At 49.1% G+C, this 23647-nt stretch carries 18 protein-coding genes and 1 rRNA gene; 13 read left to right on the top strand and 6 right to left on the bottom strand.

Going from position 1 to position 23647, the window contains the following annotated elements:
- Positions 1–3 precede the first annotated feature (3 nt).
- The 4 genes from rrf (at position 4) to H8S65_RS10595 (ending at position 6127) form a co-directional block, all read left to right on the top strand.
- Positions 4–114: ribosomal RNA gene (gene rrf / locus H8S65_RS10610) — 5S ribosomal RNA — on the top strand.
- 345 nt (positions 115–459) lie between these two features.
- A complete protein-coding gene (locus tag H8S65_RS10605) occupies positions 460–1626 on the top strand; it encodes an efflux RND transporter periplasmic adaptor subunit (protein WP_186929955.1) in 1167 nt (388 codons plus the stop codon).
- On the top strand, positions 1623–4751 hold the full coding sequence (locus tag H8S65_RS10600; RefSeq protein WP_186929954.1) for an efflux RND transporter permease subunit: 3129 nt from the start codon (positions 1623–1625) through the stop codon (positions 4749–4751). Before H8S65_RS10605 ends, H8S65_RS10600 begins: the two co-directional genes overlap by 4 nt.
- A gap of 5 nt (positions 4752–4756) precedes the next feature.
- Positions 4757–6127 (top strand): efflux transporter outer membrane subunit, encoded by a 1371-nt coding sequence (locus tag H8S65_RS10595; protein WP_186929953.1) that lies wholly within the window; start codon positions 4757–4759, stop codon positions 6125–6127.
- Between the two features lie 130 nt (positions 6128–6257).
- Here the strand turns inward: H8S65_RS10595 and H8S65_RS10590 are convergent, their stop codons facing one another.
- Positions 6258–6671 (bottom strand): HEPN domain-containing protein, encoded by a 414-nt coding sequence (locus tag H8S65_RS10590; protein ID WP_186929952.1) that lies wholly within the window; start codon positions 6669–6671, stop codon positions 6258–6260.
- Positions 6668–7141, bottom strand: a complete 474-nt coding sequence (locus H8S65_RS10585) for a nucleotidyltransferase domain-containing protein (RefSeq protein ID WP_436277874.1) — start codon at positions 7139–7141, stop codon at positions 6668–6670. Before H8S65_RS10585 ends, H8S65_RS10590 begins: the two co-directional genes overlap by 4 nt.
- On the opposite strand from H8S65_RS10585, the gene metA reads away from it, so the two are divergent.
- From metA to H8S65_RS10570, 3 genes are all read left to right on the top strand, one after another.
- Positions 7083–8015, top strand: coding sequence for a homoserine O-acetyltransferase MetA (gene metA / locus H8S65_RS10580; RefSeq protein ID WP_186929950.1), 933 nt, complete (start codon positions 7083–7085; stop codon positions 8013–8015). The two genes, H8S65_RS10585 and metA, sit on opposite strands and share 59 nt — an antisense overlap.
- A gap of 120 nt (positions 8016–8135) precedes the next feature.
- Positions 8136–9968, top strand: a complete 1833-nt coding sequence (locus tag H8S65_RS10575) for a peptidase U32 family protein (RefSeq protein WP_186929949.1) — start codon at positions 8136–8138, stop codon at positions 9966–9968.
- Between the two features lie 19 nt (positions 9969–9987).
- Positions 9988–10806 carry a peptidylprolyl isomerase gene (locus tag H8S65_RS10570; protein WP_186929948.1) on the top strand — a complete coding sequence of 273 codons (819 nt, stop codon included), beginning with the start codon at positions 9988–9990 and terminating at the stop codon, positions 10804–10806.
- A gap of 236 nt (positions 10807–11042) precedes the next feature.
- On the opposite strand, the gene H8S65_RS10565 is transcribed toward H8S65_RS10570, so the two are convergent.
- The gene (locus H8S65_RS10565) at positions 11043–11510 is read right to left on the bottom strand and encodes a WbuC family cupin fold metalloprotein (RefSeq protein ID WP_186929947.1); all 468 of its coding nucleotides are present in this window, start codon (positions 11508–11510) and stop codon (positions 11043–11045) included.
- 98 nt (positions 11511–11608) lie between these two features.
- Here H8S65_RS10565 and H8S65_RS10560 point away from each other — a divergent pair, with 98 nt between their 5' ends.
- The 3 genes from H8S65_RS10560 (at position 11609) to H8S65_RS10550 (ending at position 15785) form a co-directional block, all read left to right on the top strand.
- Positions 11609–14341, top strand: coding sequence for a substrate-binding domain-containing protein (locus H8S65_RS10560; RefSeq protein WP_186929946.1), 2733 nt, complete (start codon positions 11609–11611; stop codon positions 14339–14341).
- A 187-nt stretch (positions 14342–14528) separates the two neighbouring features.
- Positions 14529–15398: a carbohydrate kinase family protein gene (locus H8S65_RS10555; RefSeq protein WP_436277876.1), complete on the top strand. Its 870-nt coding sequence runs from the start codon at positions 14529–14531 to the stop codon at positions 15396–15398.
- A 210-nt stretch (positions 15399–15608) separates the two neighbouring features.
- Positions 15609–15785, top strand: a complete 177-nt coding sequence (locus H8S65_RS10550; RefSeq protein ID WP_186929944.1) for a hypothetical protein — start codon at positions 15609–15611, stop codon at positions 15783–15785.
- A 9-nt stretch (positions 15786–15794) separates the two neighbouring features.
- On the opposite strand, the gene H8S65_RS10545 is transcribed toward H8S65_RS10550, so the two are convergent.
- Positions 15795–17972: a tetratricopeptide repeat protein gene (locus H8S65_RS10545; RefSeq protein WP_186929943.1), complete on the bottom strand. Its 2178-nt coding sequence runs from the start codon at positions 17970–17972 to the stop codon at positions 15795–15797.
- A gap of 85 nt (positions 17973–18057) precedes the next feature.
- On the opposite strand from H8S65_RS10545, the gene lepA reads away from it, so the two are divergent.
- Complete coding sequence (lepA, locus tag H8S65_RS10540) at positions 18058–19845, top strand: translation elongation factor 4 (RefSeq protein WP_186929942.1); 1788 nt, start codon at positions 18058–18060, stop codon at positions 19843–19845.
- 117 nt (positions 19846–19962) lie between these two features.
- Here lepA and H8S65_RS10535 read toward each other — a convergent pair whose 3' ends face one another.
- On the bottom strand, positions 19963–20097 hold the full coding sequence (locus H8S65_RS10535) for a helix-turn-helix domain-containing protein (RefSeq protein WP_186929941.1): 135 nt from the start codon (positions 20095–20097) through the stop codon (positions 19963–19965).
- Between H8S65_RS10535 and H8S65_RS10530 the strand changes: the two genes are divergently transcribed.
- Positions 20069–20758, top strand: a complete 690-nt coding sequence (locus tag H8S65_RS10530) for a GNAT family N-acetyltransferase (protein WP_363182298.1) — start codon at positions 20069–20071, stop codon at positions 20756–20758. The two genes, H8S65_RS10535 and H8S65_RS10530, sit on opposite strands and share 29 nt — an antisense overlap.
- A gap of 127 nt (positions 20759–20885) precedes the next feature.
- Here the strand turns inward: H8S65_RS10530 and H8S65_RS10525 are convergent, their stop codons facing one another.
- Positions 20886–21374, bottom strand: a complete 489-nt coding sequence (locus H8S65_RS10525) for an SPOR domain-containing protein (protein WP_005640233.1) — start codon at positions 21372–21374, stop codon at positions 20886–20888.
- Between the two features lie 85 nt (positions 21375–21459).
- Between H8S65_RS10525 and dpp5 the strand changes: the two genes are divergently transcribed.
- A complete protein-coding gene (dpp5, locus tag H8S65_RS10520) occupies positions 21460–23586 on the top strand; it encodes a dipeptidyl-peptidase Dpp5 (protein WP_186929940.1) in 2127 nt (708 codons plus the stop codon).
- Positions 23587–23647 lie beyond the last annotated feature (61 nt).

Raw genomic sequence — 23647 nt, 5'->3', positions numbered from 1 at the left:
AATTAAGGTGGTTATAGCGTTGGGGATCCACCTCTTCCCATTCCGAACAGAGAAGTTAAGCCCAACCACGTCGATGGTACTGCGTAAAAGTGGGAGAGTAGATAGCCGCCGTTTTAGAGGGAGCGAAAGCTCGGTAAAGAAGAGGGGTTAGCCGCAAGGCTGGCCCCTTTTTCTATTTTACAGGCAGCTCCTTTCCTGTGGGATTACCCTTTTTCGGTTTTGGTATAGGGTGACATTTTAGCGTCGTAATTGGGGATTTTTTAGGAAGAATGTGGAATAATTCTACATGCATGGATTGTGATTTAGATAACAAGCTATTTCATGCCGGGAATATTGCGTTGATAATAAGCTGCATAATGTTTTTTAACGTCTTGATTGAAACAATGGTACGATTATTTCATTTCTTAATTTAGAGATAGATATATAGCAAGTTTAAATGTCAATTATAGATATTAGAAAATGGTAGGAGAAAGATTGGTTAAAGGGGCAGTGTTTTTAGCCTTGATGGTATTGGCAACTGGATGTCGACATAAGGATGAACCTTTGAGGCCCCTTGTGATTGTTGATAAACCGGCGAAGGAAGATGTACAGATCTTTGGCGAATATGTAGGACGCATCCGGGCGGCCCGGTTCGTGGAGATACATGCCCGTGTAGAAGGTTATCTGGAAAAGATGTTGTTTGTGGAAGGAAAAGAAGTGAAGCATAACGAACCTCTTTTCATTATTAATTCGGCTCTTTATAAGGCAAAGGTGGAGAAAGCCAAAGCGCAACTGAAAAAGAACCAAGCACAAGCAGCAAAAGCCAAGCGCGATGTAGAACGCCTACAGCCTTTGTATGAGCAGCATGCTGCCAGTCAATTGGATTTGGATAATGCTTTGGCCTCATTAGGAGACGCGGAAGCAGATATTGCCATGAGCAAGGCCGATCTGGACCAAGCACAACTTGAATTGAGTTATACAACAGTAACCTCTCCGCTGGCCGGATATATCAGCGAACGTTTTGTGGATGTCGGCGCTCTGGTCGGCCCCGGTGTAAACTCTAAATTGGCGGCTGTCGTGAAGAGCGACACTGTTTTAGTAGATTTTAAGATGACGGCACTGGACTATTTGCGCGCTGAACGTCGTAATATTAAATTCGGTGAACAAGACACTTCCCGTTCCTGGCAACCTACGGTAACGGTCACATTGGCCGACGATTCCGAATATCCGGTTAAAGGAATAGTGGACTTCGCCGACCCGATTGTCGATCCGCAGACCGGTACATTCGGCGTACGTGCCGAACTTCCTAACCCGAACCAGAAACTTCTTCCGGGGCAGTTCACAAAGGTGAAACTCTTGCTGGATGTCCGTGAACGCGCAATTGTTGTTCCCCGTAAAGCAATTTCCATTGAGAAAGGAGGCGCTTTCATTTATGTAGTCCGCCGGGATAATGTGGCGGAAAAACGTTTTGTGCAGACCGGGCCGGAAATCGGGAATAACATCGTCATAGAACGCGGATTGGGAGAAAATGAACAAGTCGTAATAGAAGGCTATCATAAGTTAGTCCCCGGTATGCTGGTACAGCCGATACAGGCGGGTGACGATAAAGCGATTGAAGCATTAAGAGCAGAGGAGGAAGGAGAATGAAACCGGGATTCTTTATAGATCGCCCCGTTTTCTCGACAGTGCTCTCTTTGTTGATTGTTATTGTCGGGGTTATCGGGTTGGTGATGTTGCCGGTGGACCAGTATCCGCAGATCACTCCGCCGGTTGTGAAGATTAGCGCCTCGTATCCGGGTGCAAGTGCCATGACGGTATCGCAGGCCGTTGCGACTCCCATCGAACAAGAGTTGAACGGTACGCCGGGTATGATCTATATGCAAAGCAGCAGCTCCAACTCAGGAGGGCTGACTATCACTGTCACATTCGATGTGAATGCGAATCCGGACCTTTCAGCCGTAGAGATCCAGAACCGTGTGAAACTGGCGGAATCCCGTTTGCCGGCAGATGTCGTGCAGAACGGCATTACGGTAGAAAAACAATCTGCCAGCCAGTTGATGACATTGAGTCTTCTTTCGGACGATCCCCGTTTCGACGAGATCTATTTGAGTAACTTTGCGACCATTAACGTGCTGGACGTGCTGCGCCGTATTCCCGGTGTAGGCCGTGTCTCAAATATCGGTAGCCGTTATTATGGTATGCAGATCTGGGTTTATCCGGATCGTCTGGCAAACATGGGGCTGACAGTAAAGGACTTGCAGAATGCCCTGAAAGAGCAAAACAGCGAATCGGCAGCCGGTGAGTTGGGAAAACAACCTGTATTGGATGTCGACATCACCCTGCCCGTTACTGCCAGGGGACGTTTGTCAACGGTAAAGGAGTTCGAAGACATTGTAGTCCGTGCCAACCCGGACGGCTCTATTGTCCGTATTCGTGATGTGGCAAGAGTTTCGCTTGAAGCCTCTTCCTATTCGACTGAAAGTGGACTGAACGGAAAAAATGCGGCTATCCTTGCTATCTATATGCTGCCTGGAGCCAATGCGCTGGAAGTAGCTACGAACGTAAAGGAAGCGATGAAAGAGATCAGCCAGAACTTTCCCGAAGGGCTGGAATATAAGTTTCCCTTCGACGCAACCGAATATATATCGCAGTCTATCCACGAGGTATATAAAACCCTGTTTGAGGCCCTGTTCCTGGTGGTACTGGTCGTATTCCTGTCCTTGCAGAACTGGCGGGCGGCCCTGATCCCGACAATCGCCGTTCCTATCTCCCTGATCGGAACATTCGGTTTTATGCTGATCATGGGGTTCTCGCTCAATATGCTGACGTTGTTAGGCTTGATCCTGGCAATCGGTATTGTGGTGGACGATGCGATCGTCGTGGTAGAAAACGTGGAACGCCTGATGCACGAAGAACATCTGACGGCACGCGAGGCTACCCATAAAGCCATGCGTGAACTTTCGGGGGCCTTGATCGCTACCTCTATGGTGTTGGCAGCCGTGTTCGTTCCCGTCAGCTTTTTGAGCGGAATTACCGGAGCATTGTATCGCCAGTTCTCCATTACGATCGTAGTTTCCGTACTGTTGTCCACGGTTGTGGCGTTGACGTTGAGCCCTGCCATGTGTGCGATTATCTTGCGTCCGAACAGGAAGAAAAAGAATATTGTTTTCCGCAAGATCAATATCTGGCTGGCCAGAGGGAATAACAAATACGGCCATTTACTGGAAAAAGCGATTCGGAACCCGAAGCGCATCCTGGCCGGTTTCGGAATGGTGATCGTGTTTATCTTCGTGCTGAACCGGGTGATCCCGACCAGCTTTATCCCTGAAGAAGACCAGGGGTTTTTTACCGTCGAACTGGTGATGCCCGAAGGAGCGACTCTTGAACGCACCCGCAAAGTCACGGATCGTGCCATCGCTTTCATCGAGAACTTGCCGGCTGTCGCATACGTGCAGAATGTGACCGGTAGCAGTACACGTGTCGGGACTTCGCAAAGCCGCTCCACCCTGACCGTTATCCTGAAACCCTGGGAAGAACGCAAATCTTCGAATATGGGAGTGGAGGACGTGATGGAACAGTGCCGCAAAGAGTTTCTGTATTATCCGGAGATACTCGCCTACCTGAATCGTCCGCCAGTAATTCCTGGGTTAGGAGAGAGCGGCGGCCTTGAAATGCAGTTGGAAGCCCGTGGAGATGCCAGTTGGGAGAACTTAGTGGCGGCGACCGATACCTTTATGCTTTATGCCTCGAAAGCGCCGGAACTGACAGGTGTTTCATCTGCCTTGCAGTCGGAAATACCGCAGCTCTACTTCAATGTAGACCGCGACAGGGCGAAATTCCTCGGCATCCCGTTGACGGATATCTTCTCGACCATGAAGGCTTATTTAGGATCGGTTTATGTGAATGACTTCAATATGTTCAACCGTATCTATAAGGTATATATCCAGGCGGAAGCCCCTTATCGTGCAACGCGCGATAACCTCGGCCTGTTCTTCGTCCGTGCACAGAACGGTTCGATGGTCCCGTTGACCGCACTCGGCACGACCAGCTATACGACCGGACCGGGAACGATCAAACGATTCAATATGTTCACGACAGCCGCCATCAGTGCCGTTGCTGCTCCCGGATATAGCTCCGGCGAAGCGATGGCCGCCATGCAGAAGATTGCCCGCGAGCATCTGCCGGATAACATCGGACTGGAATGGAGCGGACTTTCCTATCAGGAGAAAAAGGCCGGCGGACAGACCGGATTCGTGCTGGCACTGGTCTTCCTTTTCGTCTTCCTCTTTTTAGCTGCCCAATATGAAAGTTGGATCGTGCCGATCGCCGTACTGCTTTCATTGCCGGTGGCAGCGTTGGGGGCTTATCTCGGCATATGGGTGACGGGGCTGCACAACGATATTTATTTCCAGATCGGCCTGGTGACGTTGATCGGTTTGGCGGCAAAGAATGCGATCCTGATCGTCGAGTTTGCCAAAGTGCAGGTCGATTCCGGAGTCGATGTAGTCAAAGCCGCCCTCCATGCCGCCCGGATGCGTTTCCGCCCGATCCTGATGACATCCTTGGCATTCGTCCTGGGCATGCTTCCGATGGTATTGGCAAGCGGGCCGGGTTCTGCTTCCCGCCACAGCATCGGAACCGGCGTATTCTTTGGGATGCTGGTCGCCATTACTGTCGGGATCGTTTTGGTTCCCTTCTTCTTTGTCTTGATTTACAAGATAAAGGGTAAAGTCAGAATGGAACGTATTCTTCGTCGAACAACAAGCAAATAATCACAATGAAACGAAACATCTATATATTCATGGTTCTGTCCCTTACGCTGGCGTTCTCTTCCTGCAAGATCGGCAAGAAGTACGCCCGCCCGGAACTGGACCTTCCCGAAGAGATTGTGGCAGGGGCGGATACCGCTTCGATCGACAGCATCCCCTGGCAGAGCCTGTATGCCGACACGACTTTGCAGCGCTTGATCACCATCGCTCTCGATAATAATAAAGACATGAAGATCGCTGCGGCGAAGATCAAGGAGATGATCGCCGCGAAACGGATCACCTTTGCCGACCAGTTCCCGGAAATAGGAGCCCGGATTTACGGACAGAAGGAACGCCTGAATTACGGAGGTGATGACCCGAAACCCGATCCCGAATACGGAGCCAAGCTGACTCTCTCGTGGGAATTGGACCTGTGGGGGAACCTTCGCTGGGCAAACGAAGCGGGGATTGCCGCTTACCTGCAGTCGGTGGAAGCACGTCGCGCCTTGCAGATGACGTTGGTTGCGGAAGTGGCTGCCGCTTACTACGAACTTTGCGCGCTCGATCAGGAGCTGGATATCGTACGCCATACGTTAGCCGCTCGCCGCGAAGGCGTCCGCCTGGCCAAACTGCGCTTCGAAGGCGGCCTGACTTCCGAGACCTCCTATAGCCAGGCACAGGTGGAGCTGGCACGCACGGAAACCTTGCTTCCTTCGCTCGAACGGAAGATCAAGATAAAGGAGAGCGACCTCTCTTTCCTGCTCGGACAGTATTCGGGAGATGTCCCGCGCGGATTGCCGCTTCGCGAACAGCATTTGCCGGAATCCCTGCCCGTCGGCCTTCCTTCCGCTCTGCTGGAACGGCGCCCGGATATGCGGCAGGCCGAGCAGAAGTTGCGCGAAGCCAATGCGAAAGTAGGAGTTGCGCAAACAGACCTGTTCCCGAAGATCCGCCTGACGGGAAACCTCGGCTTCGAGAGCGAGGAGCTTGGCAATTTCATCAAAAGCCCTGCCTGGTTATTAGCGGGCGATTTGCTGCAACCTTTGTTTGCGATGGGAAAGAACAAGGCGAAGCTGAAAGCCGCACGTGCCCGTTACGAGCAGGAGGTGTATAACTACCAGAAAAGCGTGCTTGGCGCTTTCAAGGAGGTGAACAATGCCATCGTCACGATCCGCAAGGCGAAAGAGATCCGCCGGTCTTATGAAAAACTGCTGGAATCGGCCAGTACATACGCGCAACTGGCGCAACTGCAATATATCAACGGTGTCACTAATTACATGGATGTGCTGGATGCCCAGCGCGGATTGCTGGATGCGCAGATCAGCCTGAACAAGGCGATGCTGGATGAGTTGCTGTCGGCGGTTTATCTCTATAAGGCCTTGGGAGGAGGGTATGAATGATGTTACTTTTGGCTTGATCCAAAAGCAACCAAAAGATCAAGGCCGAACGTCCGGAATCGTAATTCCAACTGTTGGGATTATCTCCGGCGTTTTCGTTTTGGCGACGTCTTTTGTTTCGGTATAATACCTGTCACTTTATTGCCTCTCGTGTCAGTTCTTCAATTGCAATAATAAAACTTTCGGCACGCGGACGGAGGTATTCTACCAATGCGGAATCACAATATGCAAAATCTTCATAATCTCCACTGTGACGTTTGTCGAATAGATTACTGAATGTGGTTCCATGTTCTAAACTTAATATACCTGTACGGACAAAATGGTAAGATAACATTGTTTTTACTCCGTTATGAGTTGTGGCTTCGATGCTTTTGGCTACAAGTAAAGCCGATGCTGCATAAAAGCAAGCGTAATACAAACGGTTAACCGAGGCATTGAAATAATCTCCTTTGTACATGTAGTCAGCCTCTTCCAATGTATGGTGTGCACGCTCTAAGCGATATTCTACTAATGCTGAACGATGTTCATCTGAAAGCATTTGTTTCATAATACAATCCCTTCATTTTTAATGTTCAAGGAAAAAGGAGTTTGAAAAGGGCGGTTTTCCCACAATTTGCGGAGCATGATCATCGGGCTAATGATGATGCCTGATTTGACTTCCAGCTCATAGAGCGGACGCCTTATTTCCTGTTCACGTTCAGGGGTGAGTAGAGGCTCGTCAATCAGGATCAACAGGTCGATGTCGCTGTCTGTTCGTGCATCTCCCCGGGCCTCAGAGCCGTAAAGAATCGTCTGGGCATTGGGGACGAGCTTTTTTAATGTCTCACGGATCATTTCTACCACTTCAGTTCTTCTCATGATGGGAGTCTCCTTGCTATGATTATGTTTTACGAAAGCAAAGATACTGAAAAAAATCTCATTATCTTTGTGGCCTATATAAATAATCAAAGGAAAGAAGATGCCTTTAAACCTACAAAAGAACTTGCCAGCCGTTGAGCTGTTGAAGAAAGAACACATCTTCGTGATGGATTCGTTGCGTGCATCCGAACAGGACATCCGTCCGTTGCGTGTTGTCGTGTTGAACCTGATGCCGCTGAAGATCACGACCGAGACAGACCTTGTCCGCCTCCTGAGTAATACACCCTTGCAAGTGGAGCTCGACTTTATGAAGATAAAGGGCCATACGCCCAAGAACACCCCGATCGAGCACATGCAGGAATTCTACAAAGACTTCGATGAGATGAAGGATGATTTCTATGACGGCATGATTATCACCGGTGCACCGGTGGAGCAGATGCCTTTCGAGGAGGTGAACTATTGGGAGGAAGTGACCGAGATATTCGACTGGGCGCGTACGCATGTCACGTCTACCTTATATATATGTTGGGCGGCACAGGCCGGGTTGTACCATTTCTATGGCGTACCCAAATATGATCTGCCGGCTAAGATGTTCGGCGTGTTCCGCCATACGTTGCGCGAACCCTACGTGCCGATCTTCCGTGGTTTCGACGATGAGTTCTATGTGCCGCACAGCCGCCATACGGAGATCCGCCGGGACGATGTGATGAAAGTGCCCGAACTGACACTGCTGTCCGAGAGCGAAGAGTCTGGCGTGTACATGGCAATGGCGCGCGGAGGACGCGAGTTCTTCATCACCGGACATTCAGAATATTCGCCTTACACGCTGAACGACGAGTATATGCGCGATGTGAACAAGGGATTGCCTATCTCTGTCCCCCGCAACTATTACCGGAATAACAATCCGGCCCTCGGCCCGGTGGTCCGCTGGCGCGGTCATGCCAATCTGCTGTTCACCAACTGGCTGAACTACTATGTTTATCAGGAAACCCCGTTCCGCATCGAGGACATCAGGAACCTCGGTAGTCTATAATTAATCTATTAGGACTACTCTTTTAGGCACGGATTTCACGGATTACACAGTAAGACATTTATTAAAACCGTGAAAACCGTGTAATCCGTGCCTAAAAGAGATTCACTTTGAAACAACATCATGCAAACTAAACCCCGTCCCATAGAACTTCTTTCTCCTGCAAAGGATCTTACTTGCGGGATCGAAGCCATTAATCACGGCGCCGATGCCGTCTATATCGGCGCGCCCAAGTTCGGTGCGCGTGCTGCTGCCGGCAACTCTTTGGAGGATATACGCGAGCTTTGCGATTATGCGCACCTGTATGGCGCCCGCATCTACGTTACGCTCAATACGATCCTGAAGGACGAGGAACTGGAGGAAGCCGAACGGATGATCTGGGACCTCTGGCGTGCCGGAACGGATGCCCTGATCGTTCAGGACATGGGAATTACCCGGCTGAACCTGCCGCCTATCCCGCTTCACGCCAGTACGCAGACGGACAACCGCACGCCGGAAAAGGTTCGCTTCCTCGAAACCGCCGGCTTTACGCAGATAGTCTTAGCACGTGAACTGTCGCTGGCCGAGATCCGCCGGATAGCGGAAGCGACTACCGTTCCGCTGGAAGTATTCGTGCATGGCGCCCTCTGTGTCAGCTATAGCGGGCAATGTTACCTGAGTGCCGCCCTGAGCGGACGTAGCGCGAACCGCGGGGAATGCGCCCAATATTGCCGCCTGCCCTATACGATGGTCGATGCGACGGGGACGGAGATCGTCAGCAACAAACACCTGCTTTCGCTCAAGGACATGAACCGTTCCGGCCAACTGGAAGCCCTGTTGGATGCCGGCGTCTCTTCCCTCAAGATCGAAGGGCGGCTGAAAGATGCCGACTATGTCAAGAATATCACGGCTTATTACCGGAAGAAGTTGGACGCCGTCCTGTCCCGCCGCCCCGAATACCGCCGCGCCTCGGCCGGACGAAGCACTTATACGTTCGAGCCGGTAGCCGAAAAGAGCTTTAACCGCGGGTTCACCCCGTTCCTTTTGGAGGGACGGACGGCGGATATCACTGCCTTCGATACACCTAAATCGCTCGGCGAACCTGTCGGAACGGTCAAGGAGATCAAAGGCAATTCCTTTACCGTGGCCGGCTTGAAGCAGTTGAACAACGGAGACGGGCTTGTCTTCTTCAATAAGAAAGGCGAATTGGAGGGTTTCCGCGTGAACCGGGTGGAGGCAAACCGGGTGTTTCCGTTGGACATGCCGCAGCTTGCGCCTAAGACTCCGCTTTACCGCAATTTCGACCAGGCATTTGATAAACTGCTCGCCAAGCCTTCCGCCGAACGCAAGCTGTCCGTGAAGATCGAGTTCTCGGACAACCCTTTCGGCTTTACGCTTTGCATGGAGGATGAGACCGGCGCACGGATCATGCTGACCGAGCCGTTCGCGAAAGAATCGGCTCGCCGTGAACAGCAGGATAATATCCGGACACAGCTATCCAAGTTGGGGAATACGCCTTTCGAGGCATCGGAGGTTGTGGTCGGTTTGTCAGAAAACTGGTTCGTTCCCTCTTCTCTGCTCGCCGATATGCGCCGGGCAGGAGTGGAGAAGCTCTTGGAAGCACGCCGCGCCCGTTATCCCCGTGAGATAGCGAAACGTGTGCAGCCGTCCGAGGCAATGCCTTTCCCCGAACACCAACTGACTTATTTGGGGAATGTCGCCAACGGGAAAGCCCGTTCCTTCTACCAGGATCACGGAGTGGAACGGATCGACCCGGCATTCGAACTGTCTCCCCGGAAAGATGTCCCGCTGATGTTTACCAAACACTGCCTGCGCTACAGCATGGGTTGGTGTCCTACTTACCAGAAGAACAAGTCTCCCTACAAAGAACCGTATTATCTGCTTTATAAAGATACGCGCCTCCGGTTGCGGTTCGATTGCAAGCATTGCCGGATGGAGGTATTAGTTGAAAGTTGAAAGTTAAAAGTTGAAAGTTATGAAAATACAATTGCTATTGTTTTGTTTGTCTTTGTTGATTTTGGCTTCCTGTGCGGAGAAGCCGTTGGACCCGGAGAAGCCGGTTTATGTGACTGTCCGTACCACGATGGGAGATGTGACCGTCCTGCTTTATGACGATACGCCTTTGCATCGTGATAATTTCATCAAGCTCTGCCAGTCAGGCGAGTATGAAGGGATGCTGTTCCACCGCATCATCAAGGACTTTGTCGTGCAGGGTGGCGATCCGGCCAGCAAAGCGCATGAACCTCACGTGCTTTATGGCGATGGCGACGGTGGTTATACCGTTCCTGCCGAGATATTGCCCCATCATTTTAATAAACGCGGCGCTTTGATCGATGCGAAGGAAACCGACGATGTGAATATCGAACGTGCCTCTGCCGGCACGCAATTCTGCTTCGTGCAGGGAAAGAAGTTGACGGATGAAGAGCTGGCGCAGAAAGAAGCCCGCATCAACGAGATACGCCGTAACTGGTTGTTCTATAAATTCCAGGATCGTTTGAAGAAGCAGGAACCGTCCTTAGCTGCCGACTCGATGAAGACGGAGTTGGAGAACCGGGCGCTCGTCATGTTAGAAGATACGCTCGATGTGTTAGGATATTATACGATTCCTGCCGACCGCCGCGAGATTTATAAGACTGTCGGCGGCGTTCCGCATCTGGATGGCTCGGTGACGATCTTCGGGGAAGTGGTGGACGGCTTCGATATAGTCGAGAAAATGTCGCTTGTCAAGACGGATAAGAACGACCGTCCTGTGAAAGATGTCATGATAAAATCAACAAAGGTATTCCAGAAGTAAAGCGTTTCCTCGTCAGGAAACTGTCGTTTCCTCGTCAGGAAACTGTCGTTTCCTCGTCAGGAAACTGTCGTTTCCTCGTCAGGAAACTGTCGTTTCCTCGTCAGGAAACTGTCGTTTCCTCGTCAGGAAACTGTCGTTTCCTCGTCAGGAAACTGTCGTTTCCTCGTCAGGAAACTGTCGTTTCCTCGTCAGGAAACTGTCGTTTCCTCGTCAGGAAACTGGAAGGAAGTGCAAGGTTATGCCTCTTTCCCTAATCGCTTCATGTACTTTTCCACCCCTTCCGTATCTTCCGGAGCCGGGCTCCAGGGAGCGAAATTCTCAGGAGCGAGCGGGGCGAACGGCCCTTCCTTGATCTCGTATATGACAGAGCCGGATTCCAATACTAACAGGCCGTGCCATGTCCCCGCCTTTATTTCGGCGCCATAGACACCTTCTTTCGGATCGAGTATCTGTGTTTCGGTAATTTTCCCTTCGTTGTCAAAGAGAAAAACAGCAACGCGCCCGCGGAGCAGGAGGAATATCTCGTCCTTTTCAGGGTTCAGGTGGCGATGCGGGCGGAGGTAAGTTCCCGGTTCTAAGGCATTGAGCAGACGGTTGACGGGATCGTCCAGGCGTTCGTGGAAGTTGTAGTTCATGCGCAGCCGGGGCGATTGTTTTGCCCGCTCTGTTGTCTCATTCAATAAAGTCTCGTTTATTACTTTCATGGGGATAATTGATTTCTGAGGGACGAATGTACAAAATAAATATTGGCTGGTACACCATTTCTCCGTACATTTGCACAAACCGGCAAACGAAACACACAATGAAGCCAACTCTTACTTACATCAGTCTGTTCATCTTGCTTTTGACCCTCTGCTTTTCCTGCCGGATGGAGCCGGGGGAGAAAGGGTATGTGATCGGCATTTCGCAGTGTACGCTCGACGGGTCGTGGCGCAAATCGATGTTGCTGGATATGAAGGTGCAAGCCTCCGAATATCCGGGCGTCTCCCTGTTGGTCGAGGATGCCGCGGACAGCAGTTTGTTGCAGGTGGAGCAGATACGCAGCCTGATAAAGCGGAAGGTCGATCTGCTGATTATCTCCGCCAACGAGTCGGAACCTGTCACTCCCATTGCGATCGAGGCCTACCGTGCCGGCATCCCGACTATCCTGGTAGACCGGAAGATCAGTTCGGACGAATATACGACTTACATTGGCGGCAACAATTACGAGATCGGTCGTCAGGCCGGCTTTTTCGTGAACCGCCAGGTGAAAGAGAAATATCCCACCGTGCTGGAAGTATGGGGCTTGTCCGGTTCTTCCCCGGCGCAGGATCGCCATCGCGGTTTTACGGATGTCTTGAACTCCCGCATTAAGGTGAAGGAAATATTCGGGAAATGGAAGCCGGAAACGGTGGAGAAGGAGATTGCCGAAATGGATTCGCTGGAGGAGGTTGACGTTGTGTTCGCCCATAACGATGTGATGGCAATGGCTGCCCGCAGGGCAATCGAAAAGAGGCATCCCGGATTGGCGGACCGGATTCGCTTTGTGGGGATCGATGCCGTTTCGGGGCGCGGCTCCGGGCTGGAAGCCGTTATGCACGGGGAACTGGCTGCCTCGATCTTGTATCCGACGGGCGGAAGCCTGGCGATCCGGGTTGCGATGCAGATATTGAACGGCGAGGAAGTGCCCCGGCAATATTTGCTTTCTTCCGCCTTGATCGACAAGAACAATGCCGGAACGCTGTTTATCCAGTCCGAACAGGTGGTCGACTACCAGCATCAGATCGAGTTGCAACGGGAGAACCTGGAGAGCATGCTTTCCAAATATACGTTCCTCCAAAACTCCGTCGGCATCATCCTTCTGCTGATGGGACTGTTGCTTTTGTCCGCTTTGTATGTGATCCATGTGAACCGGGCGGTGAAGCGGAAGAACCGCGAGCTGAAGCGTACGAACTTGCAGGTACAGCAGCAAAAAGAAGAATTGGCCGAGGCAAACCGCTATATCGAGAAGTCGACGGCTCAGAAACTGCAATTCTTTACCAATATCACGCATGAGATCAAGACGCCGCTGACGCTTATCCTCGGTCCGCTCGGCAAGCTGTCGAAAGAGGCGCCCGAAGGTTCTTCGTTGGCAGACGATATCCGTATTATCCGGAAAAATGCGGAGAGGTTGAAGAGGGTGGTGGACCAGTTGCTCGATTTCCGCAAGGTGGAGAGCAATAAGATGAATATGAGGGTCGGCGAGGTGGATTTAGTCGCTTTTGTGGCGGAAGTGAAATCCTGTTTCGATACGATGGCTGCCGCCAAGCAGATACATTTCACGTTCGAGCATGACTGCCCTTCTGTCAGTATATGGGTGGATAGGGACAAGATGGAGAAGATTCTGGCCAACCTCTTGTCCAACGCTTTCAAGTTTACGCTGGACGGAGGTACGATCACGGTCCGCCTGAAGGATAAGGGAGATCAGGTCGAGCTTTCTGTCGAAGATAATGGCAAGGGCATTCCGCCGGAAAACATTGCTTCCGTCTTTGACCGCTTCTTTACCGGCGACCAGAACTACGTGACGGGGACGGGGATCGGCCTGCACCTGACGCGCGAGTTCGTCCACATGCACAAAGGCACGATCCGGGTGGCGAGCGTTCCGCATGAGAGTACCGTCTTTACGGTCGGCCTGTTGAAAGGGAAATCCCATTTTGACGAATCTTGTACGTTCGATCTTTCCGTAACCGAACTTTCCAGCGGTGTCGCCAACCTGAACACGGACGAATTGCAGGAGGCGTTGAACCGCACTTATGATTATACGGTTCTGATCGTAGAGGACGATCCCGATATACAGGGTTACTTGCAGGCGGAATTAAAACAGAACTTCCATGTCTTGGTTGCCGATAACGGCGTGAAGGCGTTGGAGGTGTTGATGAACGAAGAGGTCTCGATGGTTGTCAGCGATGTGATGATGCCGGAGATGAACGGTTTCGATCTCTGCCGGAAGATCAAGTCGGATATCGTCTTGAGCCACCTTCCTGTGATGTTGCTCACGGCTTTGTCTGACGACAAGCAGCAGATGTTCGGAGCTGCCAGCGGCGCGGATGCGTATATCCGGAAGCCTTTTAATATAGAAATCGTGAAGCTGCGCATCATCAAGTTGTTGGAAGACCGTGCCCGGTTGCGTGAGGCTTATGTACGCGATGCTTCCTCGCCGACTGTTTCGGTGAAGGCTGAAAAGGCGGGAAGCATGGACGATCTTTTTATGAGCCGTTTCTTGAAACTGATCGAAGAGTCGTATGCCGATCCGGATTTCAGCATCGAGAAAGGAAGCGAAAAGTTGGGCTTGTCGCGCGTGCACCTTTACCGGAAAGTGAAGGAGCTTGCCGGAGTGACGCCGACCGATTTCCTGCGTAACTACCGTCTGAAGAAAGCCGCCGCCCTGCTCCGCCGGAAAGCCGGGAATGTGAACGAGGTGGCTTATGCGACGGGCTTCGGTTCGCCTGCTTATTTCTCGAAATGTTTTAAAGCCGTTTATAATATTACTCCGACGGAGTATCTGGAAAAAGAATAAGATCCTTCCCTTTGATAACGCTCGTTACATGTATGTAACATCTGTGCATGTAACTTGAAAATAAGTGCATTATGTAACAAGCGTTATCAATCCTGTAGCATTTGTTATCGTCGCATCCGCCACCGGCCTCTATCTTTGCATCGTGGAAAACGGAATTATCCTTGTCAAATAAACTATAATGAAACAAATGCAAAGCAACAACAAGAAACCGGTCGTGGTAGGCATAGGTGAACTCCTGTGGGACATGCTGCCAACAGGAAGGAAAGCAGGCGGTGCTCCAATCAATTTCGTCTACCATGCTTCACAGTTGGGAGCAGAAGGATATGCTATCAGCGCCGTGGGAGACGACAAGCTGGGACATGAAATCCTCGAAGAACTGGATAATAATTCGATCCGGTATCTGATCGAGAAAGTCCCTTATCCGACCGGAACGGTACAGGTTACTTTGCAGAATGGTGTCCCTGACTATATTATTAATGAACGTGTAGCTTGGGATCATCTTTCACCGACGTCGAATGCGATCGATCTGGCTGAACGGGCAGATGCCATTTGCTTCGGTACGTTAGGACAGCGTTCCGCACAGTCGAGAGAGACTGTACAGGCGATTCTTTCTTTCGCCCCGGACGATGCTTACCGCTGCTTTGACATCAATTTGCGCCAGCATTATTATACGAAAGAGCTGATCGAAGAGTCGCTCTACCTGGCAAATGTATTGAAGGTGAATGACGGGGAGTTGGTTGTCCTGCGGGATATGTTTCATTTGGAAGGAACGGATAAGGAGGTGGCGCATTGGTTTATAGAACGCTATAATCTCCGTTTGGCGGTCCTGACTGCCGGAGATGCTTATAGCACGATATATACCGCTGATGAAGAATCGACTTTGCAGACCCCGGAAGTGCAAGTGGCTGATACGGTCGGGGCAGGCGATGCTTTCTCCGGTGCGCTGATCATTTCGCTGCTGAAAGGGGCTTCGCTAAGGGAAGCGCATGAGTTTGCCGTCCGCACAGCCGCTTATGTCTGCACGAAAGAGGGTGCATGGCCGGCATACGAGGAATAAGAAACTTGGGAAATATATATACGATTTGATAGGTTTGGTTTTTTTAGGTTAGAAAGATTGTTTAGTAATTAGGAAGCCTTAACGTAGAGTAGAACAAAAAGAAAAAGATGGTTGATGTTTAGGTTTTTTTGTTTTGGTTGATTGAATGGCTCGGAACTTCCGGGCCATTTTTATTGTTGAATATCTATAGAAACATAAATAGTGAATGATATGGACAAAGATTTAAACAAAATTCCGGAGAACGCCGAATCGAAAGCGTTAGACAGGGAAAAAGAAGAATATCCCGTACAACAAGTGGCCGTAACCTACCCGATCGGTGACAAAGAAGTGAAGGACGCCGTCAAAGAACTCAATCCTGATACGAATAGCCTCGGAAGCAGAGGATAAAAGGGGGGATTAAATCTCCCCTTCCATCCTGTATCTTAGCTGGTCCAGCATCAAAGCAACTTCAGTTTCTTCGATACCGGCGATCAGCAGGTCCGCTACATCCTGGCTGAACTGTTCCTGGAACTTAAGGAAGTTGCCGTTTTCCATTTGCACCGCCTGCTGGTAAAAAGAGAGTGCTCCTTTGATATTCTGCAACGCCCATTCGGTATGCCCGGCGTTCAGCAGGTCTTGTGCGTTGGGTTGGTTATCCAGTATCTTTTTATAGTAGTTCCGTGCCTGGTCGTATTTTCCTGTCAGGAAAGAACACCATGCGATAGGTCGCCATGCCTTATGGCTTTTGCTGTCCAGGTAATCGACTTTGAAGAAGCATTTCAACGCTTCGTTATAATCCTTTAGTTCGAGGTGGCAATGGCCGATGCTGATTTGAACCGACAAATTGTCCGGATTTAATGCTTCGTACCGGCGGTAATATTTCAGTGCCTCTTCCGGCTGTTTCAGTGAACGGTAGCAACCGGCGATTCGCCGGATCACCCATTTGCTTTCGGTGTTTAGCAGGTCTGCGTGCAGATAGGCTTCCAGTGCGCCCTTCAGATCACCTTCCATTTGCTTGCAGTAACCGATCTTCTGGAAAAGGATGTCGCTGTCCTGCCCTGTTTCTGCCAATTGGTTGAATATAGTCAGCGCATCGCTGAAATAGTTTTTACGGAGGTAATATTCGGCGATGGTCGTAAGGCTTTCTTTATCCGATATATAAGGACGCAGAATGGCAAGGTTGTGGAAGTCGAACGACATCGTGAAGATATCCGTAAAATCCAGATGCCCCGGATATAGTTTGAAGAAACGATACAGGTCTTGTATGTATTGACCGATGATCGTATCTTGCTTTCCCCGTTTGCTGATCAATTCTTCCTTATTCTGCTGGATCATTTCCGTAGCCTGGCTGTCGAACTGGTTCATCATTACCTTCCGGGCCTCTTTCGGCAATTGCATCATGCTGAAATAAAGCGAGTATTTATCCGAATTGCACATGAAGGCCGCTAATGTCATAGAGTCGAGCATCTGCTTTTCAGCTTGGTTGTCCGAAGTGAATTGATCGTCGAAAGAAGAATGTTCGATTGTAAACGGAAGCAGCCAGTTGCTTAGTTCGCGGAAAAACGGGAAGTTCTTCAAATGGACGAAGGTCGAATGCATGACGTCGGCCCCTTCTTGTTGCAGTTCCCCGAACTCTTCCATCTTTTTGCCGAGGTTGCTATCCGAGAAAAAGTTCTCCCATTCCGGGTTCATCTCTTCGCTTGTCATATCCTCAGGCGTGAGGTCTTTCAGATTGATTTTATTGCTGATCTTCGGGCTTAGCTTCATCATTTCCGGAATAATCTCATCCTGGATTTTACGCGTGATCTTTTCTGTTTCACGGGCTAAGATGAAGCGTAGGATGATCGTGCGGATCGTCTTGGTGAACCCCGGAACTTCGGCCAATGCGGCCAGCCGGTTGGCTATCTGCGGGTATAAGTCGGTCCGTTTTCTGTATGTATATAAAGTGATCAGGATTGAAATCAATGCTCTGGCTTTGACCTCTTCGTCCGGATGGTTGGCGGCGTCGAACAATAAAAGCATCTTTTCTTTGTCGAACGCCTCTTGCAATCCTAACATCAAGGCGGAAACAATCTGGCTGCCGGTTGTAAAAGGCAGTGCATTGTCCAGGAACATGCCACGGATATCCTCAACCTCCTCTTTCTTCAGAAAAGATGATACCCATATTTTATTAAAGATGAGAATATTGAAAGCGTCGCTCTCTTTATGCTTTCCGGCTTCATGTTCCAACACCAGTTGGTCGTGCAGCTGTTTGTAAGTGAGAGGCGGCTGTGTGTTCAGGCTTCTTCGACGGCTGTAATAGGATAGGGGAGATTCCACTGCCAATGCTTTCTGCTTGACAGAGTCGGCCAATTCATAGATCGATGCCTGTAAATTGTTGTATATCTGTTCCTGCATCGGGTCTTTCGCTCCTTCAATCCGGTAGCGCAGCATATACTTGTAGGTATCTTGCAGTTCGTTCAACTTGTCCTGGAAAGTATATTCGCGGCTTCCTGCAATAAGAGCCTGTAAGGAATCGAAGGCATTCTTTAATTCTTTACTGTCCAATGAACCGACTATGCGGTTGTATGCTTTGTTTATTTCTTGTAGTGTCATATATTATTAACAACAAATGGTATGCCAAATGTATAACAATTTAGCCTAAATTTTCTATCTTTGCACACCTAAATAAATTTAGCAGATGAAGAATATCCGCAATTTCTGTATTATTGCCCATATTGACCATGGTAAAAGTACTTTGGCCGACCGTTTGCTTGAGTATACCAAGACAGTAGAAGGTAAGGATTTGCAGGCGCAGGTTCTGGACGATATGGACCTGGAGCGTGAACGAGGCATTACGATCAAGAGTCATGCCATTCAGATGAAGTATAATTATAAAGGAGAAGAATATATCCTGAATCTGATCGATACTCCGGGACATGTCGACTTTTCGTATGAAGTCTCCCGTTCGATTGCTGCTTGTGAAGGTGCTTTGCTGATTATTGATGCGGCTCAAGGCATTCAGGCACAGACTATCTCCAATCTGTATATGGCAATCGAGAATGATTTGGAGATTATCCCGGTCATGAACAAGATAGACCTTCCCAGCGCTATGCCGGATGAGGTGGAAGACCAGATTGTCGAACTGTTGGGATGTCCGCGTGAAGACATTCTCCGGGCCAGCGGTAAGACGGGAGAAGGAGTCTATGACATCTTAAATACGATCGTCGAAAAAGTGCCGGCTCCGAAAGGAGATCCGGAAGCCCCGTTGCAGTGCCTGATTTTTGACTCTGTGTTTAATTCCTTCCGGGGTATCATTGCTTACTTCAAAGTCGTGAACGGTGTGATCCGTAAAGGCGACCATGTAAAGTTCATAGCAACCGGTAAGGAGTATGATGCCGATGAGGTGGGTGTATTGAAGCTAACGATGTCTCCCCGTGATGAGATTCGTACCGGGGATGTCGGTTATATTATTTCCGGTATTAAAACTTCCCGCGAGGTCCGGGTCGGAGATACCATCACCCATGTGGCTCGCCCGGCAAAAGAAGCGATTGCCGGATTCGAAGAGGTGAAGCCGATGGTCTTTGCCGGTGTTTATCCGATCGATAGCGAAGACTTTGAAAATTTGCGTGCTTCGTTGGAGAAGCTCCAGTTGAACGATGCCTCTTTGACATTCCAGCCGGAAAGTTCGGCAGCATTGGGATTCGGTTTCCGTTGCGGTTTCCTGGGATTGTTGCATATGGAGATTGTGCAGGAACGTCTGGACCGTGAGTTCAACATGGATGTAATCACCACTGTACCGAACGTGTCCTATAAGGTTTATGATAAAAAAGGCGTTTGCACGGAAGTGCATAATCCGAGCGGTTTGCCAGAACCAACGCTGATCGACCATATCGATGAGCCGTATATCCGGGCTTCTGTCATTACTAATACGACTTTCATCGGACCGATCATGACACTTTGTCTGGGTAAACGTGGCATATTGCTTAAGCAAGAATATATTTCCGGTGATCGTGTGGAGATCCATTATGATATGCCTTTGGGTGAGATCGTAATCGATTTCTATGACAAGTTGAAAAGTATCTCTAAAGGGTATGCTTCTTTTGACTATCATATCCATGATTTCCGTCCGAGCAAGTTAGTTAAATTGGACATCCTTCTGAACGGAGAGCCGGTGGATGCCCTTTCGACATTGACTCATGTGGACAACAGCGTTACCTTCGGCCGGCGTATGTGCGAAAAGCTGAAAGAACTGATTCCCCGGCAACAGTTCGATATCGCTATCCAGGCGGCTATCGGAGCAAAGATCATCGCCCGCGAAACGATAAAGGCGGTTCGTAAAGATGTAACGGCCAAATGTTATGGCGGCGATATCTCCCGTAAACGCAAGTTGCTTGAAAAGCAGAAAGAAGGAAAGAAACGAATGAAACAGATCGGTACGGTCGAGGTTCCGCAGAAAGCGTTCCTGGCTGTATTGAAATTAGATTAAATAGTTTCCATGCCCATGCAATTCCCATTCCATGCCCATCCAACTCCAAATTCATGGGCATGGAATTTGAGACGGATAATTCTTTTCCGTAAGTAGGGAAGAGTGGAAAAACTTAGTTTACTTCCGGTATTCAGACAAAGGTATGCCCGTGTGCCGCTTAAAGTATCGGCACATATATGATGTATCTTCAAAATGAAGCTGTTCAGCTATTTCTTTGATGGATATGTCGGAAGAACTAAGCAAAGCCTTCATCTCCAAAATAACCTGCCGGTCGATGTTTGTGAATGACGATAAGAAGAACCGTAACTTTGCCCCTGTAAATAGATCGATTCATTTGCGAGTAGTATTCATCTATAAATTAATTAAAATGATTTTAGAAACAGAAAGACTTGTTTTGCGTCCGTGGAAAGAAGCAGACGCAACTGATTTATACAGATATGCAAAAGATGAACAGGTAGGACCTGTTGCGGGCTGGCCGCCACATAAAAGTATAGAGGAGAGCGCTGAAATTATCAGGACAGTTTTTGCGCAAGAAGGAGTATATGCTGTAACCTTGAAAGATGATGATATTGCGATAGGTTGCATCGGATTGATGACCGGTTCAAAAAGCAATTTCCCGATAAGCGAAAGCGAGGGGGAAATCTCCTACTGGATCGGTGTGCCATTCTGGGGACGGGGATTGATACCGGAAGCGATGCGCGAAATGATACGTCATGGTTTTGAGGACCTGAAACTCACAACTTTGTGGTGTGGGTATTTCGAAGGAAACGAGAAGTCGAAACGCGCACAGGAAAAATGTGGTTTCCGATACTATAGCACTGAAACAGATAGGCTTAATGCTTTAATGGACGACATCCGCACGGAACATATCAGCCGGCTGACTAAAGAAGAATGGATAGTGCTGAAATTATAAATGGCAATATGGGACACCTGTAAATAGCATTCTATAAAAGTATAGCTATCAGTTAGATAATAGATCATAAAAAAGGATGAATCCAAAACTGGAACCATCCTTTTTTATTTTGCATGAATCGGATTTCTTAATATTGTCTTTCCAAAATCCAGGCATCCTGAAAGTTAGGAGCATATTTTGCTTTGATTGCATCGCGGCTGTCGGCTGCATCGGCTTTGTCATTAAAGCTGGCAACGATTACACGAAGCATACCTTGTTCGTTTTCTCCCAAAACAGCGTTATATCCGTCATTCTGCATCCGTTCTTTCAGAGCATAAGCATTTGTTTTGTTCTTGAAACTGCCGATAACAACGCTATAACGTTTCAGTCTGCTTGCGTCTTCACCCTGTGCGGCATTAATTCTTTCTGCGCGTGTGCTGACGTTGGAAGTTCTCGGTTTAGAAACCGGAGTTACTTCTTCAACCACTTCCTCTTCTTCGACTACTTCGACAGGAGCCGTTGATTCTTTTTCTTTTGCTTGTTCGTAAGCAGCCTTATACGCACTCTGTTTAGGTTTACAAGAACCTAATGCTAAAACCATACATATCGAGGCTCCAAATAACCAAATCTTATTCATACTGTTCAGTTCTTAAATTAATGGGACAAAGATATAAATTATATTTTGTACTTTCGTGCCCAAAACACAATATATTATAAACTACATGAATAAATCTATCGGAACAATGGTTATGGCAACATCCTTATTATTTGGAGCTTGTAGTGGGGATGGAGAGATGCACGACCGTGCGTCTCAACAGAAAGGGAACACAGAAAATGTGATCGGGCGTTCGGATATTAAAGTCAAAGACGGACGAATGACTCCCGAAGTGCTTTGGGCAATGGGACGTATCGGGGGAATGAATGTTTCTCCGGACGGACAGAAAGTCGTGTATACTGTAGCCTATTACAGCGTACCGGAAAACAGAAGTAATCGCGAAGTGTTTGTCATGAACGCAGACGGGACGGACAATAAGCAGATTACGAAAACGGCTTACTCCGAAAATGAAGCTGTCTGGATCAAAGGAGGTAAGAAGATTGCTTTCCTCTGCAATGAGGGCGGCAGCAGCCAGCTTTGGGAAATGAACCCGGATGGAAGCGACCGCAAACAACTCTCTAAATACGACGGAGATATCGAAGGTTTTGCCTTTTCTCCGGATGAAAAGAAAGTCCTGTTTATTTCGCAGGTAAAGACGGTAAAGAGCACGGCAGATAAATATCCGGATCTGGATAAGGCTACCGGAATCATTATCACAGACCTGATGTACAAGCATTGGGACGAATGGGTGACAACAGCCCCGCATCCTTTTGTGGCCGATTTTGATGGCAAGTCCATTAGTAACCCTGTCGATATCATGGAAGGCGAGCCGTTTGAAAGCCCGATGAAACCGTTCGGCGGAATCGAACAGTTGGCATGGAATACGACATCGGACAAGATCGCTTACACAAGTCGTAAGAAGACCGGAAAGGAATATGCGTTGTCCACCAATTCGGATATTTATGTATATGACCTGAATACGAAAAAGACGACCAATATCAGCGAAGGGATCATGGGCTATGATACGAATCCCCAATATTCTCCCGATGGCAAGTTCATCGCATGGCAGAGTATGGAGCGCGATGGCTATGAGTCTGACCAGAACCGTTTGATGGTCATGGATCTGGAGACAGGTGAAAAGACGTTTGCCAGCAAGGATTTTGATTCCAATGTGGACGGGTTCGTCTGGAGCGCAGATGCAAAAGCCCTTTACTTCACGGGTGTTTGGCATGGTGAATCTCAGGTGTATAAGATCGATTTGACGGATGGTAACAAGATCACTCCGCTCACATCGGGAATGTACGATTATGCAGGTGTAGCCCTGTTAGGCGAAAACAAGCTGATCGTGCAACGTCATTCATTAAGCATGGGAGATGAAATCTACTCAATCGATTTGGCTGATAACAATAAGGTCGCCCAATTGACAACAGAAAACAAACAAATCTATGACCAGTTGGAAATCGGTAAAGTAGAAGGCCGTTGGATGAAAACGACCGATGGCAAGCAGATGCTTACGTGGGTAATTTATCCTCCTCACTTCGATCCGAATAAGAAATATCCGACCTTGTTGTTCTGCGAAGGTGGTCCTCAAAGTCCGGTAAGCCAGTTCTGGTCCTACCGTTGGAATATGCAGATTATGGCTGCTAACGACTATATCGTGGTTGCTCCGAACCGCCGCGGCCTTCCCGGTTTCGGTATGGAATGGAACGAGCAGATCAGCGGCGATTATGGCGGCCAGTGCATGAAAGACTACTTTACGGCTATCGACGAGATGGCAAAAGAACCGTTTGTTGACAACGATCGTCTGGGTTGTGTGGGAGCGAGCTTCGGAGGTTTCTCTGTTTACTGGTTAGCTGGCCATCACAACAAGCGTTTCAAGGCATTTATCGCCCACGACGGTATTTTCAATATGGAAATGCAGTATCTGGAAACCGAAGAGATGTGGTTCGCCAACTGGGACATGGGTGGCGCTTACTGGGAAAAGCAGAATGCGACGGCACAACGTACGTTTGCCAATTCTCCGCACTTGTTTGTCGAAAAATGGGATACTCCGATCCTCTGTATTCATGGCGAAAAGGATTATCGTATTTTGGCCAACCAAGGCATGGCGGCATTTAACGCGGCTGTCCTTCGAGGTGTCCCTGCCGAACTGTTGATCTATCCGGATGAAAACCACTGGGTATTGAAACCCCAGAATGGCGTGCTTTGGCAGCGCACATTCTTTGAGTGGTTGGATATGTGGTTGAAGAAATAAAGCTATATTCTTAGAAAGAGAAAACGTAGTTTTGGGTTATCCAAAGCTACGTTTCTTTATA

Origin of the sequence: Parabacteroides hominis (assembly GCF_014287585.1) — a bacterium.
Taxonomy (GTDB): domain Bacteria; phylum Bacteroidota; class Bacteroidia; order Bacteroidales; family Tannerellaceae; genus Parabacteroides; species Parabacteroides hominis.
Note: the sequence above shows the minus strand (reverse complement) of the source record. Positions and strands in the feature narration are given on the sequence as shown.

What these genes read in the sequence shown, in the direction of transcription:
- H8S65_RS10545 (WP_186929943.1), bottom strand. Translation starts at nt 17,972, where the DNA reads ATGACACTACAAGAAATAAACAAAGCATACAACCGCATAGTCGGTTCA.
- H8S65_RS10565 (WP_186929947.1), bottom strand. Translation starts at nt 11,510, where the DNA reads ATGAAAGTAATAAACGAGACTTTATTGAATGAGACAACAGAGCGGGCA.
- H8S65_RS10555 (WP_436277876.1), top strand. Translation starts at nt 14,529, where the DNA reads ATGCAAAGCAACAACAAGAAACCGGTCGTGGTAGGCATAGGTGAACTC.
- H8S65_RS10560 (WP_186929946.1), top strand. Translation starts at nt 11,609, where the DNA reads ATGAAGCCAACTCTTACTTACATCAGTCTGTTCATCTTGCTTTTGACC.
- H8S65_RS10605 (WP_186929955.1), top strand. Translation starts at nt 460, where the DNA reads ATGGTAGGAGAAAGATTGGTTAAAGGGGCAGTGTTTTTAGCCTTGATG.
- H8S65_RS10600 (WP_186929954.1), top strand. Translation starts at nt 1,623, where the DNA reads ATGAAACCGGGATTCTTTATAGATCGCCCCGTTTTCTCGACAGTGCTC.
- H8S65_RS10530 (WP_363182298.1), top strand. Translation starts at nt 20,069, where the DNA reads ATGTCGGAAGAACTAAGCAAAGCCTTCATCTCCAAAATAACCTGCCGG.
- dpp5 (WP_186929940.1), top strand. Translation starts at nt 21,460, where the DNA reads ATGAATAAATCTATCGGAACAATGGTTATGGCAACATCCTTATTATTT.
- H8S65_RS10570 (WP_186929948.1), top strand. Translation starts at nt 9,988, where the DNA reads ATGAAAATACAATTGCTATTGTTTTGTTTGTCTTTGTTGATTTTGGCT.
- H8S65_RS10575 (WP_186929949.1), top strand. Translation starts at nt 8,136, where the DNA reads ATGCAAACTAAACCCCGTCCCATAGAACTTCTTTCTCCTGCAAAGGAT.
- H8S65_RS10590 (WP_186929952.1), bottom strand. Translation starts at nt 6,671, where the DNA reads ATGAAACAAATGCTTTCAGATGAACATCGTTCAGCATTAGTAGAATAT.
- metA (WP_186929950.1), top strand. Translation starts at nt 7,083, where the DNA reads ATGCCTTTAAACCTACAAAAGAACTTGCCAGCCGTTGAGCTGTTGAAG.
- H8S65_RS10595 (WP_186929953.1), top strand. Translation starts at nt 4,757, where the DNA reads ATGAAACGAAACATCTATATATTCATGGTTCTGTCCCTTACGCTGGCG.
- lepA (WP_186929942.1), top strand. Translation starts at nt 18,058, where the DNA reads ATGAAGAATATCCGCAATTTCTGTATTATTGCCCATATTGACCATGGT.
- H8S65_RS10535 (WP_186929941.1), bottom strand. Translation starts at nt 20,097, where the DNA reads ATGAAGGCTTTGCTTAGTTCTTCCGACATATCCATCAAAGAAATAGCT.
- H8S65_RS10585 (WP_436277874.1), bottom strand. Translation starts at nt 7,141, where the DNA reads ATGTGTTCTTTCTTCAACAGCTCAACGGCTGGCAAGTTCTTTTGTAGG.
- H8S65_RS10550 (WP_186929944.1), top strand. Translation starts at nt 15,609, where the DNA reads ATGGACAAAGATTTAAACAAAATTCCGGAGAACGCCGAATCGAAAGCG.
- H8S65_RS10525 (WP_005640233.1), bottom strand. Translation starts at nt 21,374, where the DNA reads ATGAATAAGATTTGGTTATTTGGAGCCTCGATATGTATGGTTTTAGCA.